This is a genomic window from Dehalococcoidales bacterium (assembly GCA_041652735.1).
Taxonomy (GTDB): Bacteria; Chloroflexota; Dehalococcoidia; order Dehalococcoidales; family RBG-16-60-22; genus RBG-13-51-18.
The window spans coordinates 45,714-59,581 of sequence record JBAZGT010000002.1 but is presented as its reverse complement, the minus strand read 5'-3'; the positions used below and the strand labels follow the sequence as shown (position 1 = coordinate 59,581).

At 58.2% G+C, this 13,868-nt stretch carries 11 protein-coding genes; 2 read left to right on the top strand and 9 right to left on the bottom strand.

Annotated elements, in window-relative coordinates:
- The first annotated feature begins 17 nt into the window (after window positions 1-17).
- A complete protein-coding gene (locus WC370_01055) occupies window positions 18-2,378 on the top strand; it encodes a DNA translocase FtsK (protein MFA5308059.1) in 2,361 nt (786 codons plus the stop codon).
- Window positions 2,379-2,384: 6 nt separating this feature from the next.
- Here the strand turns inward: WC370_01055 and WC370_01050 are convergent, their stop codons facing one another.
- The gene (locus WC370_01050; GenBank protein ID MFA5308058.1) at window positions 2,385-2,969 is read right to left on the bottom strand and encodes a hypothetical protein; all 585 of its coding nucleotides are present in this window, start codon (window positions 2,967-2,969) and stop codon (window positions 2,385-2,387) included.
- A 65-nt stretch (window positions 2,970-3,034) separates the two neighbouring features.
- On the opposite strand from WC370_01050, the gene WC370_01045 reads away from it, so the two are divergent.
- A complete protein-coding gene (locus tag WC370_01045) occupies window positions 3,035-3,673 on the top strand; it encodes an MBL fold metallo-hydrolase (protein ID MFA5308057.1) in 639 nt (212 codons plus the stop codon).
- 8 nt (window positions 3,674-3,681) lie between these two features.
- Here WC370_01045 and WC370_01040 read toward each other — a convergent pair whose 3' ends face one another.
- From WC370_01040 to WC370_01005, 8 genes are all read right to left on the bottom strand, one after another.
- Entirely contained in the window at window positions 3,682-4,374 is a 693-nt protein-coding gene (locus WC370_01040; protein MFA5308056.1) for a PIG-L deacetylase family protein, read from the bottom strand.
- Between the two features lie 33 nt (window positions 4,375-4,407).
- The gene (locus WC370_01035; protein ID MFA5308055.1) at window positions 4,408-5,655 is read right to left on the bottom strand and encodes a glycosyltransferase; all 1,248 of its coding nucleotides are present in this window, start codon (window positions 5,653-5,655) and stop codon (window positions 4,408-4,410) included.
- Window positions 5,652-6,632 carry a GNAT family N-acetyltransferase gene (locus WC370_01030; protein MFA5308054.1) on the bottom strand — a complete coding sequence of 327 codons (981 nt, stop codon included), beginning with the start codon at window positions 6,630-6,632 and terminating at the stop codon, window positions 5,652-5,654. The genes WC370_01035 and WC370_01030 overlap by 4 nt, the downstream gene beginning before the upstream one ends.
- Window positions 6,633-6,749: 117 nt before the next feature.
- Window positions 6,750-8,693, bottom strand: coding sequence for an ASKHA domain-containing protein (locus tag WC370_01025; GenBank protein ID MFA5308053.1), 1,944 nt, complete (start codon window positions 8,691-8,693; stop codon window positions 6,750-6,752).
- A 90-nt stretch (window positions 8,694-8,783) separates the two neighbouring features.
- A complete protein-coding gene (locus WC370_01020; GenBank protein ID MFA5308052.1) occupies window positions 8,784-9,911 on the bottom strand; it encodes an acyl-CoA dehydrogenase family protein in 1,128 nt (375 codons plus the stop codon).
- Between the two features lie 29 nt (window positions 9,912-9,940).
- Window positions 9,941-11,119 carry an acyl-CoA dehydrogenase family protein gene (locus WC370_01015; protein MFA5308051.1) on the bottom strand — a complete coding sequence of 393 codons (1,179 nt, stop codon included), beginning with the start codon at window positions 11,117-11,119 and terminating at the stop codon, window positions 9,941-9,943.
- 165 nt (window positions 11,120-11,284) lie between these two features.
- Window positions 11,285-13,273: a 3-hydroxyacyl-CoA dehydrogenase/enoyl-CoA hydratase family protein gene (locus WC370_01010; GenBank protein ID MFA5308050.1), complete on the bottom strand. Its 1,989-nt coding sequence runs from the start codon at window positions 13,271-13,273 to the stop codon at window positions 11,285-11,287.
- 44 nt (window positions 13,274-13,317) lie between these two features.
- The gene (locus WC370_01005) at window positions 13,318-13,830 is read right to left on the bottom strand and encodes a zinc ribbon domain-containing protein (GenBank protein MFA5308049.1); all 513 of its coding nucleotides are present in this window, start codon (window positions 13,828-13,830) and stop codon (window positions 13,318-13,320) included.
- Between the last annotated feature and the right edge of the window lie 38 nt (window positions 13,831-13,868).

Genomic DNA, 13,868 nt, shown 5'->3' with positions numbered 1-13,868 from the left:
TACCTGTTCAGGAGCTTATGGCCAAAAAAAAAGTTAACGCTAAAGCCAAGTCCCGCCCCAAGAGCCGGCCGGTAAAACGGGGCTCTTCCGGCGGGCTGAAGTTTTTTGCCTCCGGGCCGTTCTGGCAGCTGGTGGTGCTTTTCACCATCATCGCGCTGGCGGCGGTGTTCCGCGACCCGCTTTCCGACTTTTTCAAGAGTGTGTGGACGGGAATACGCTTCGGCGCGATATTCATCGCCGGGATAATCATCCTCATCGTGGTCATGACCTGGAAGCGCCAACTGGGCTCTTTCTTCACCTACTGGAACCGCTGGCTGGGCGGCGCCGTCTTTGTCCTGGCGGCCTGGGCTTTGCTGGGCATTATCAGGTATAACACCGGCTTCGAACCCAATGTACTGGGGGGCAGCTTCGGCTTTGGCCTGGCCGGCAGCCAGGAGCCTACCGGGCTGGGCGTGTTTACCGGCATCTTGTGCATGCTGGGATTTTTTATTCTGGGTATCATTTTCGTCCTGCCGCGCCAGAGCTTCCTTTTGCTCCAGAAATTCGCCAACTGGGTTTGGGCGCTGACCCACCGCCGCGCCGACCGCGAGGGCCCGGCCAAGGATATAAAGCAGCCCGCCATGCCGCGGGGCATGCAGCCGCGCCATTCTTTCGAGAGGCCTTCCCAACCGAGAGATATGGAAGGACCGCTGGTACCGCCGGAAGTCACTTTGTCCCGTAAAAAGCTGGAAGACCTGGCGGAAAAGGCGGTATCCTTAAAGCCCTCCCCCAGGCCGCCGGCGGAGCCCGACGCGCCTTTCAAATCAGACCTGAAACAGGTGGCCAGCGATGTCTGGAAGAAATACGGGCAATCGTCCGACCTAGTGGTGGTGGACGGCTGGAGCCTGCCGCCGGTGGATATCCTGGATACATCCCCGGAGGTACAGTTCAGCGAGGCGGACAACTTACAGCGCGCCAAGCTGATAGAGGACACACTGGGCAGCTACGGTGTGGACTCCAAGGTAGTGCAGATTAACGCCGGTCCTACCGTTACCCAGTTCGGGGTGGAGCCGGGCTGGGACGTTAAATACAAAGAGATAAAGGAAAAAGACCGCGACGGCAAGACCCAGGTCAGGCGAGAGGAAGTATCCAGGACCAGGGTCAAGGTGGAAAGAATCAACTCCCTGTCCAACGACCTGGCGCTGGCGCTGGCGGCGCCTACCATCCGCATCGAAGCCCCGGTGCCGGGGAAGTCCTTCGTGGGGGTGGAGGTGCCCAACACCACCTCCGATATGGTCAGCCTGCGCGGCGTGGTGGAAACCAGCAACTTCCAGAAGCTGGTAGCCAAAACGAAAATGGCGCTGGCTTTAGGCAAGGGCGCCGGGGGCGAGGCTATCGCCTCCGACCTCACCAAGATGCCCCACCTTTTGATTGCCGGCGCTACCGGCAGCGGCAAGACCGTCTGCCTGAACACCATCGTTTGCTGTTTGATGATGCACAATACCCCCAATGACGTACGCTTCATCCTGATAGACCCCAAGCGGGTGGAGCTGACCCAGTATAACAGCATACCGCACCTGGCCACGCCGGTTATCGTGGATACCACCAAGGCGCTGGCTGCCCTGCGCTGGCTCTGCCAGGAAATGGACGACCGCTACCGCAAACTGGCGGCCGCCGGGGCCAGGCACATCGAGGGGTACAACAAGGACAAAAAGGGCACCGACATACTGCCCTACCTGGTGCTGGTGATTGATGAGCTAGCCGACCTGATGATGGCCGGCTATGACGAGGTGGAGACCAACCTTTGCCGCCTGGCCCAGCTGGCCCGCGCCACCGGCATTCACCTGGTGGTCGCCACGCAGCGTCCCTCGGTGGACGTGGTCACCGGCCTGATTAAAGCCAACTTCCCCACCCGCATCAGCTTCGCCGTAACCTCACAGGTGGACTCACGCACCATCCTGGACGGGGCCGGCGCGGAAAAGCTGCTGGGGCGGGGAGACATGCTTTTCATGCCGACCGAGGCCGCCAAGCCCAAGCGTTTGCAGGGCTGTTTCCTCTCCGACGCCGAGATAGACCGGCTGGTCTATTTCTGGGGCAGCCAGAAGAAGGAAGAACCGGACAAGCTCAAGATGGAAACGCTTATCGCCACCACGCCGTCCGGCACCATCGGCGGCTTCCCGCGCGACCCGCTGCTGGAGCAGGCCAAAGAGCTGGCGCATGAAAACGATGATGTTTCCGTTTCTTTCCTCCAGCGCAAGCTGCACATCGGCTACCCGCGGGCGGCGCGTCTCAAAGACCAGCTGGATGCCGTGTTATCCAAAGAAGGGGACGTGGCGGAAAGCACCGCCGAAAGCATCGACGAGGAAGAGGGCGGAGAGGCGCGGGAGGACTTGTCCTAAAGTTTTCTACACCACCCCGCAGGCCCAGAAAATCCCCACCACCATCGCCGCCGACAGCAGTCCGCCGGTCGCCACCTGCGGCAAAGAGTGCTGTTTCAGCTGTATTCTGGCCCAGGCTACCGGCACCACCAGGACGGACGTCCAGGCCACCGCGGCGCCGTAAACCATGATTATCACCGCCACCGCCGCCGCCGTGAAAGCGGTATGCAGGCTTATCTTCCAGAAATAGTTGATTATCATGAAAACGACTATCGAGTCCAGTCCGGCGGTAAAAGTAACGGAAAGCAAATACGGGCCGTCGAAGTACCAGAGCAAGCCGCAGCCCAGCGCGCCGACGATGCTCGCCATCAGATATATGTTATTCCGCTGCTGTCGCGGATTAGAAAAAAGTCCGTCCAGCTTCTTCCGCTGCAACAGGTAAATGGCCACTACTAAAACCGGCAGTACGCTCAGTAACAGCGTAAATACAGCCCACTTGATGGCGTCACCGGTGGTACTGGTGGCCCTGAAGGAGAGCATTATCAGCACCACCACGCTCACCAGGAAAGGATTCAGGATATTGGATACCAGTCTGGCCAGTCTATCAATCATGATAAATCAAATGTTATACTAATACTAGCGTATTCATCCGGCTTTATGCAAAAAGGATGCAACAGATGTTGATAGCAGATGATAATAATATCCGCATCGAGAAACTGACTTTGGGCCCATATGAGACCAACGCCTACATCGCCGTGTGCCGCCGTACCGGGGAAAGCCTGGTCGTGGACGCGCCGGCCGGCGCCTCGGAAATCATTGCCCGGCTGGAGGGGACAAAGCCGAAGTACATCCTGCTGACCCATGACCACTACGACCATACCGGGGTTATCGTCTCGCTGCGGGCGCGGCTGAAGGTGCCGCTGGCCACCCACGCGGAGAGCGCCTGGCAGCTTAAAACACCGCCGGAAATCCTAGTCAACGACGGCGACAGCCTGCCGCTGGGCAAGCTTAAAGTTGAGGTAATATACACTCCCGGGCATACGCCGGGCAGCACCTGCTTTAAAGTGGGGGAATACATCTTCGCGGGGGATACGATTTTTCCGGGCGGGCCGGGGCATACGGAAACGCCGGACGACTTCAGATTGATAATGAGTTCCATCACGAAAAAGCTATTCCGACTACCGGATGAAGCGCGGCTACTTCCCGGCCACGGGGACGGCACCACGGTGGGTAAAGCCAAAGAAGAGTACGCCGCCTTCACCGCCCGACCCCATAACCCCGACCTCTACGGCGATGTGCTCTGGGCTGCTTCCTAATAAAAAAACTAGGGCCTTAATTCCACGCGGTGGAAAGCCTCGGCGAACTCGTAGTTTTCCCCCTTGGCGTTCAGGCGCGCAAATTCCTTCATGCGCTCCCGCATTTCCGGGGGGACATCGCCCACCTGGCTCTTATGGCATCTGAGAGCGTCCAGTTTGATGTCCACGGTGTCCGTGATGTCCTGTTTGAAGTTGGGGTCGTCCGAGCCCCAGAACCACATCTCCCGGGCTTTGTGCGGCTCCAATCCCTCTTTAATGAGCTCCGGATAAGCCAGAAAGTCGCGGGAATACGGGAAAACGGCGTCCGCGGTAACGATGCCGGCCATGCGGTGGTCGCGGTGCCACATGTACTTGCGGTAGGGGTCGGAGGTAGCCACCGCGTAGGGCTTAAAGCGCCTTATCTGCCGTACCAGGTCGCGCCGGAACTCGTGGCAGTCTTCCAGTCCCTGGTCGGGGTATTTCAGGAAAACGGTCTCCCTGACGCCCAGCACTTTAGCCGCCGCCAGCTGCTCCTTCTCCCGGATGGCCGCCAACTTTTCCGAGGTCAGGCTGCGGTCACTGGTGCCTTTGTCCCCGTTAGTGCAGATGACGTACACCACCTGCTTGCCTTCTTTAGTCAGCCTGGCCACCGTGCCGGCTATGCCGAACTCGCAATCGTCGGGGTGGGGGGATATCACCAGCAAATAGACATCATTACTCATAACCCGCAAAACTCCTCAATTATTTCCGCTAAATCAGGTTACCGGGGCCAGTTTCCGGTCCACCACCGCCCGCATTTCCGCGGCCACCTGCCCGGCGACATTAGCCCAGTCCCAGGCGCGGACCGACTCCCTGACGGCCAGGCGCGACGCCGGGTCAAGGGGCGGAAGGGACAAAACTTTCATAATGCCGGCCGCCAGTTTTACCGGCGTATTGTCCGGCACGATATACCCCGTTTCCCCCGGACGGATAATGTTCCGCAAATCGCCGACATCCGTGGCGACTACCGGCGTGCCGCAGGCCAGCGATTCTAAAGGCACCAGGCCGAAGCTTTCATAGTAAGACGGCGTCACGCAGACATCCGCGGCATTGTAGTATTCCGGGAGCCTGTCATGTTTTATCAGCCCCTGGAAAGTGACCCTTTCGCCGATACCGAGGGCGGCGGCCAGGTCTTTCAGCTTGCCCAGCTCTTCCCGGCTGTTCTCATCCCCGCCGATAACGATTAGCCGCGTTTTTTCCGCATTATCCAGCAGCGGCATGGACTGCAAAAGCCGGCCGATACCTTTCAGGGGGTCGATTCTTCCCACGTACAATATCATTTTTTCATCGTTCAAGCCCAGTTTGCTACGGACGGCGGCCTTATCCAGAGGCCGGAACAAGTCCATGTTAACGCCGCAGGGCACCACGCTTATCTTGCCCGGCCAGGCGCCGTAGCAGCGGATAATATCCTGCTTTTCCTTTTCCGTAGCTACGATAACGCGCCGGCTTTCACCTATGGTGTCCCGCTCTGAAACGATGCGCAGGGCCGGTTCTCCTTCCCCGATACCGATGGCGTTTTTCACCGCGCCGAGGGTATGGTACATGGCCATATAGGGAATTTTATATTTACACTGGAGGTACTTGCCCACCAGGGCGGACATCCAGTAATGGCTGAAAACGATATCATATTTCAGGCCGTTATCCTGCCAGTAGTTTTCCAGATTGAAGGTAAATTCCGGCAGGGAAAAGTAAATAGCCATTTTCTGGATGCCGGCTTCCCGCCCGGCGCGCAGGTGTATCAGACGCACATTCTCGCTCAGGTCTTCAACCCGCGGGTCGACGGGGTCATGGACGCGGGTGTACAGGTCCACGGTATGCCCCTTCTTCCCCAGCTCGCGGGAAAGCTCGCGGATATAGACGCTCATGCCGCCGGTATCTTTAGCCCCCAGGTCCCCCACCGGGCAGCTGTGGGCGCTGAGCATGGCGATTCTTAATTTAACATCGTTCATAGTTTTACTTTTCATTGTATATTTATCCGGCAGTGAAATAAAGGCACTTCCTGACCGCCGAGGCGGTACTTGTATATCTCCGCGCCTTTGAGAAAATCAAACTTCTTCTTGCCCTGCTCGATGCTGTCTTTGATGGCAAATACCTTGCTGAGCAGCCCCGCGCTCAGGGACACATAACCGGGGTCGTAGCCGCTGTTATAGAGATAAATACAGTCGTTATAATCAAAGCACATAATTTCCGCCACCGGCTTGCCGTCCAGCTCCAGCACGCCCAGACGCAGCAGCCCGTTCTCCGCCATTTTGGCTACCAGCAGGTTAAAAAAGGACTTCATTTGCTCCGTCAGGAAGTCCGCCTTGTCCTGCCGGCTCTCCACGAACATCCGGAAAAATGCGTCCACGGCGGGCTTCATCTCATCTCCCCGACTGATAAAGCGGTAGGCTATTGTCCCCTCCTCCGTCAGCCGCCGCATCTTGCGCCGGACCTCGTGGCGCTGCTTGGTATCCAGCTTTTCCAGATAGGCCTCAAAGGTGGACGGCAGCTCCATTTCCAGGGAGACTTCCTCTTTAGCGCTGGTTACGGGATAGCCGCGCCCTTCGGCGATGTTGACCAGGGAGGTCATTACAGCGGAGTCCGGCCGCACGTGTTTCAGGTCGAGCCCGGTGATACCCCCGCTCCGCAAATAATCCAGCAAAGCGCTGAAAAAGTCCTGCTCCCGGCCGGGAGCGGTAATAAAGTCGTTATAGTCGCAGACGTCCGTCCCGCCGATGAAAGCAGCCACCCCGTCCCGGTGCAGCAGCGGCGCTATGCCGATAACGGCATCGCCGTCCCGGACGGTCCGCAGCAGCATTTTCCGCCCCTCCCCGAACACCTGCCACCAGACCTGCATCCATTCCGGCAGTACAAACACGGATGGCCAGTCGAGGTTTTGCCGGGTATCTTTCCGGAAGGCTTCCAAATCAGCCAGACTATTTTCAGTAACGGTGTAGCTCATGGCGTTATATCGTTATATATTGAGATTGTAGCACTTCTCCCCGGCCGTAGCAATGTAACTATTGTCTCAAAAAGCGGGGAATTATTTGAAAAGCCAGGCTGAAAGCGATGCGCCGGGCTATTTTTCCCGGGGCAGGATGTCTTTGAGGTGGGGGAACTTGTCCGCGGCGTGGGGGAAGGCCAGCGCCTGGGTGAAAATGCGGTTGAAGTCCGGCTCCAGCGTCAGCTCTACGTACTCCACGCGCCGCGCCCAGTAGTCCGCTTCCGCCCGTTTGTCCTGGTTCAGCAGCGCGATGCGCGCCCCGTCACCGGCGGCGTTGCCCACCGCGTACACGTACTGTCGGTCACAGTCCGGGAACAGCCCGATAACCGCCGCCGAGGTCTTATCGATAAAGCTCCCGAAGGCGCCGGCCAGTATCACGCGATCGATTTTATCAATGCCCAGGCGATTCATCATGATTCTGGCGCCGGAATACATGGCGCCCTTGGCGAGCTGGATGGCGCGGATATCTTTCTGGCAGATAACGATATCATGCCCGATGGCGGTCTCCGCCGCCCAGGCGATGACGAACTCCGCCCCGGCGCTGCCCTCGCGCAGGCGCGGCGATTTCACACTCATGTCAAAGCGGCCGCTTTTTTCCACGATGCCGGCGAGGAAGAGCTGGGCGGCGGCGTCAAATATGCCGGAGCCGCAGATGCCCCTGGCGCCTATCTGCTTATCTTCCGTATTCCACTTATCGTTGCCGATGACCTTGAACTGCACCTCTTTGGTAGCGGGGTCGATTTTCAGCTTCTCGATAGCGCCGGCGGCCGCCCGCATGCCGTGCCTTATCTCCGCCCCCTCGAAAGCGGGGCCGGTGGCGCAGGAGGAAGAAAGCAGTCGCTTGCGGTTGCCCAATATCAATTCGCCGTTGGTGCCGATATCGATAATCAGCAGCATCTCGTCCCGGTTATAGGGCTCCTCGGCGATGAGCACGCCCACGTTGTCCGCCCCGACGAATCCCGCTTCATTGGGCAGCACGTGCACGTAAGCGCCGTCCGCAACCCTGAGACCGAGGTCGCGCGCCTTGACGTCCACGGAGTGGTGGATGGCGGGGGCAAAAGGCGCTTTACCCAGGTAGCGCGGGTCTATGTTCAGGAAAAGGTGGTGGATGCAGGTATTGCCCACCACCGCCATATCGATGATATCCGCCGGCCTGATGCCGGCCTTTTTGGTCGCCTGGACTATGATGGAGTTAAGCCCCTTGATAATAGCGCCGTTCAGCTTTTTCAGTCCGCCCTTTTCCTTGGTGGCGTAGCCGATGCGGGACATTACGTCCTCGCCGTAAGCCACCTGCGGGTTCATCATGGAATCGGTAGACAGCACCTCGCCGCTGGCAAGGTCGCAGAGATAGCCGGCCACGGTGGTAGTGCCGATGTCCACCGCCAGCCCGTAGCACCGCGCCGCGTCCCCCGGCTGGACATCCACTATTTCCTTGTTTTTCCAGACGGACACGGTGACCTTCCAGTCGCCCTTCCTGACGGCGTCCTGGAGTTTGAGCAGGACGGGATAGTCAAGAACAAGGTCGGCCAGCTTAAAGCGTTTTTCCATTTCCGCCGTTAGCCGCTCGAAGTCGCCGGTGGGGTCGTCCAGGGTAGCGGCCTTAAGCTCCACCAAGTATTTCTTCACCGCCGGGTTCAGCTTAATCTGGCGGTTGGTGGCTTCCTTGCGCACCACCTGCTGGCCTTTGCGGCTTTCCTCCGGGACGAAAACGACCACGTCCCCGTGAATGCGGGTCTGGCAGGCCAGCCGGAAGTTCTGTCTGAGCTGCTGCCGGCTGAGAAATCTGGCGTTGACCTCGTCATTACTGGTGACCGCGGTGACGGCCGACTTTATCTTATATTTAGGGTATTCGCCCTCTTCAATGCGTATTTTGCACTTGCCGCAGGTGCCCTTGCCGCCGCAGAGGCTTTCCAGTCCGGCGCCCAGTTGCCGGGCAGCTTCAAGGACGGTAACGCCCTCCGCCACTTTACCCCGCAACCCGGAAGGCTGAAATACGATATTGTGCTGCTTACTCTTCATTTTCACAATCTTACCATTTACATACAAAATAGTACAAAATAATTCGTAATTTGATGGAGTGGAAAAAGGGGGCGGCGAGTGTAACGCCGGCTATTTATATAGTGCCGCCAGTTTGGCCAGCTGAACGTCATTACCGCCGTAGCTGAACTCGCAGGCCAGCGCACGCTTGGTGTAGTAATGGAGCAGGTGGTCTTCCGTAAAGCCGATGGCGCCGTGGACCTGGTGGGCGGAGGTCATCACCCGCCGGCAGGCCCGGCTGACCCAGGCCTTGGCGGCCGCCGCTTCTTTAGCCGCGTCCAGCCCCTCGTTAAGGCGCCAGGCGGCCTGATAGGTGGCGAACCTGGAACCCTCGACATCAATGAGCATATCCGCGCAGCGGTGCTGGATAGCCTGGAAAGCGCCGATGGGGTGCCCGAAGGCTATCCTCTCCTTGGCGTAGTCCAGCGTCATGTTGAGGGACTGCTGCGCCAGGCCGACCATCTCCGCGCACCGGGCGACGTTGGCCCGCTGCAGCACTTTTTCCACGATACGCCAGCCGTGATTGACCTCTCCGAGCACGTTCCTGGCGGAGGATTTTACGTTTTCAAAGATAACCTCGTACAGCTTTTCGCCGGAGACGGTTTTAAGGGGCCTCATGGTGATGCCCGGCTCGTTCCTATCCACGATTATCAGGGTGGTGCCGTCCCCGCCGCCGTTCGATTCGCCGGTCCGGGCGGCGCAGATAATGAAATCGGCGGCCTGGGCATCGGGCACGAAAAGCTTGGTGCCGTTGATAACGAAATAGCCGCCCCGCGAAATGGTCATGGTCTGCAAGGCGTCCGCCTCATATTCCACTTTGCGCTCGGTCAGCGCCAGGGTAACATTAGCTTTGCCGGAGGCGATGTCAGGTAAATATTTTTCCCGCTGCTCCTTGTTGCCGCCCGCCATGATAGCGGCCGCGCCGACCGCCACCGTGGAGAAATATGGCCCCAGGAAGCATACCCGGCCCATTTCCTCCAGCACTACAATCAAGTCCAGGAAATCACCCACGCCGCCGTACTCTTCCGGCAGAGAAAGCCCCATCAGGTTCATCTCCGCCATCTTCTCCCAGAGCTCCGGCGCGCAGCCTTTTTCGTCCTTGACCATAGCCTTGAGGACTTTATTGGGGTACTCTCCGGCCAGAAAGTCCCGGGCCAGGGTCTGCATCATTTCCTGTTGTTCATTGAGACCGAAATCCACTAAAGGGCCTCCGTAATCCTTATGTCAAACTAACGCAGGCGCGGCAAACCGAGCCCGCGCTGGGCGATAACATCGCGGTCGATTTCCGAGGTGCCCTGCTCCAGGCTGTAGCCGAAGGAGCGCAGGTAGCAGGACGGTATCCGGCCGAACATGGGCACGCGCGGCGAGCCTTCCACCAGCTGGCTGTACTGCCCCGCCAGATCCATGCCGAACTCGGAAACGCGCTGGTGCAGCTCAAAGCTGTACAGCTTGCTCATGGCGGACTCGTAGTTGGGCACCATGCCCTTGCTCTGCATCCAGGCGACGCGGTAATGCAGCAAGCGGGACACCTCGCAGTCCGCCCGCAGCTGCGCCAGCTTGTTTTCCAGCACCGGGGTAAACAGGTTGTTCTGGCGGGCGTATTCCGCCAGGTCGTTAATATAGGTTCCGGCGATGGCGTAAACGGTATCCGTGGTGCGTTCGTAATCCAGCAGGGACATCACCACGTAAAAGCCTTTATTCAGCCCGCCGACGATATTTTCTTTAGGAATGCGGACATCCTCGAAGAAGACTTCGTTAAACTCATGGTGCCCGGCCATGTTGACGATGGGGTTGACGGTGATGCCGGGCGTCTTCATATCCAGCAGGAAAAAGGTAAGGCCGCGGTAGTTGGGGTTGGCGGCGCGGTCCGTGCGCGCTATCAGGGCGTTCCAATCGGCGAAGTGCCCGTTGGTAGTCCAGATTTTCTGGCCGTTGACCACAAAGCAGTCCGTTTCCTCTTTGGCGAAGACCTCCGCCGCCGCCAGGTCCGAACCGTGGTTGGGCTCGCTGAGGGTCTCGCACCACATGACCTTGCCGGCGGCGATGCCCGGCAGGTACTGATTTTTCTGCTCCTCGCTGCCTTTCAGGAGAATAGCCGGCGCCACGATGCCGCAGCCGATGGAGTCGTACCCCGGGGAATGATAGCGGGCCAGCTCTTCCCGCAGGATAAGACGATAGAAGGGAGAAAGCCCCCTGCCGCCGTATTCCTCCGGCCAGTGCAGGGAAAGCCACCCCTTTTCCCCCAGCCGCTCCGCTATGTAGCGGTGCACCTGAATCCAGTCGTGCTGGGCGGACATGTCAAAGAAGGTCATGCGCTTGCGGCGGTATTCCGCGGGTACTTCCCTTTCCAGCAGCGCGGCTACCTCTTGACGGAAGGCTTCTTCTTCAGGAGAAAACCGGAAATCCAATATAGGCTCCTATTATTCTTTTGTCGTTGCGAGGCTCCAGCTAAACTAAGCCGCGACAATCCTTACTATTTTCCCGCCCCCGGATTCCAGCCGGATTTTATTCTGTACTCTGGTACGGGGCTGGATGCCAGGTCGTTTACACTCCCTGCAATTACATTTAGTTTCTTATTTGCCGCTGAACTTGGGAGAGCGGCGGTAGTTCATGGCGGTCAGTCCCTCGTTAAGGTCTTTGGTCAGGGCGAGGTCACCGGATATAGCCGCCTCCAGGTACAGAGCGGAGCGCTGGTCAGCCTGGGCTCCATAGTACAGCAGCCCTTTAGCGAACCGCTGGGCCACCGGCGCGCCACCGGCCAGTTTCACGGCGGTATCATTGACGAGTTTCTCAAACTCTTTAGGTTCCGCCACATAGTTCACGATGCCCCAGGTTAAAGCCTTATCCGCGCTAACGGGGTCGGCCAGCAAAATCATTTCTTTGGCCCGCGCCCAACCGATGAGCCGTCCCAGCCGCTGCGTGGCGCCGGCGCCGGGCAGCAACCCGAGGGTTATCTCCGGCAAACGCACCATGGCCGTCTTGCTCATGATTCTGATATCACAGGCCAAGGCCAGCTCCAGCCCGCCGCCCATGGCGGCGCCGTTGATAGCCGCGATGACCGGCTTGGCATAGGTCTCGATACGGGTGAAGACATCGTGGGGGGCCTCGGAGAAGTTGAAAGCCTCTTCCACCTGGCCGCTGGCAAAGGCCGATACATCGGCCCCGCCGCAGAAGTTGGCGCCCGCGCCGGTAATGACGATGCACTGGACCGCCGCGTTCTTCTCCAACTCGCTCAAGGCTTTGTTCAGCTCCGCCATCATGTCCGCGTGGAAAGCGTTGGCCTTGCTGGGCCGGTTCAGCACTATTTTGGCAACTTTGGTATCTTTATTGATTTCCACGATAACGGCTTCATACTCGCCGGGGCCGTAGGAGTAAAAGCCCTCCCCGGTCTTTCTGCCCAGCTTGCCCTGCTTGACCAGCTTGGTCAGGACGGAAGAAGGCTTGTAGCGGTCTTCCTTGTTGTATTTTTCATAGAGCCGGTTCAGCTCGTTAACGATGACGTCCAGCCCCCAGCTGTCCGCCATGCGCAGGATGCCGCGCGGGTAGTTAAGCCCCAGCAGCACCGCTTTATCTATTTCATCACGGGTGGTGGCGTCCATCTCTATCAGCTTGGCGGCCTCATTGACCGACCCGGCCAGCACGCGGATGGGGTCGAAGGCGGCTCCGGCGTTCATGGGGAGTTCATTGGTCTGGCCGTTAGACCAGTCGTAATAGCCTTTGCCGGTTTTCTTGCCGTAGTTCTTCTCTTTAAATAGTTTGGCCAGGATGGGGGCGGGGCCATAGCTCTTGCCCATCATTTCCGCGAAGTATTCCATGACGTGGAACTGGGTGTCTATAGAGCCGCCGCCCAGGGTGTCCTGGAGCTCCAGCATGCCCATGGGCAGTCCCAGCTTGTACTTGATGGCGGAATCCACCTCAAAGGGAGTTTTAGCTTCGCCGTTGGCCAGCGCCCAGTCCGCCTCATTAGACATGTTGCAGAAAATGCGGTTGGCCACGAAGCCGGGCACGTCAGCCACGTTTACGACATCCCGTCCCATGGTGATGGCGACCTCATTGGCGATTTTGATGGCCTCTTTGCTGGTCTTCTTGCCCTTAACGATTTCCAGCAGGGACATACGGCTGGGCGGATTGAAATAATGCGTACCCACCACCAACTCCGGGTGTTTGGCGGCTTCTGACATCTCCGCGATGCTCAGCGACGAGGTGTTGGTAGCGAAAACAGTATCATCCGGGCAGAGCGCGGTAACCTCTTTGAGGACGCTCTTTTTCAGGTCCATGATTTCCGGAACGGCCTCGATGATAAAGTCCGCGTCCGCCACCGCTTCTTTGAGGCCGACGACGAAGGTCAGCTTGCCCATATACTGCTTCTTCGCGTCTTCGGTCAGACGGCCGCGGCTGATGCGCTTGTCATACATGTCAAGGATGGTCTTGCGGCCTCTTTCCAGGAAACGCTCCTCGATGTCCCGGATTTTGACGTTGAACCCGGCCTCAGCGGCCAGGGCGCCGATTTGCGCCCCCATGGCGCCGGCGCCGATTACCGCCACGTTTTTTATCTTTTTCATGGCTTGCAGCCCCTTTCCATTATTGATGTTCCGTCAGTAATACGCTATTTCTTTACGGGCTCGAAAGCGTAGTAAACGCGGTCACAAATCTTGGTTTCTTTCTTGACGTCAATAGGATGGGAGGGCACCTCAAAGGTAACTAATTTGACCTCATCCCCGTTTTTCACATCCGCGAGCTTACAGTTGATGAGGCGGACCAGGAGGTGCTTCAGGGGATGGGACTTATCAAAACCCAGCCAGGCCATGACCAATGGAGATTCAAACCCGGTGGGAGGGCCGGCCATCTCGGTCACGGCAGCAATCCTGGCGGTTTTGGGTAAATCCACCCACTCCAGGTCATCAGACCAGCATTTGGTGCAGGCTACGCCCGGCGGATAATCAATATTGCCGCATTTCTTGCATTTGGTGGTCGTCCAGCGTCCCTGCTTCAAATTATCATAAAACGGGTAAATGCGGTTGCATTCCGGTGCTTCCAGCGGCCACATATCCAGGATGGCGGCATATTTACCATCGATATAGGGAGTCCCCACGATTTGACTTGTTTTTAGTTCAGCCATTGTAATAATCTCCTCGTTTTTCCTTCAATCCCGGTACC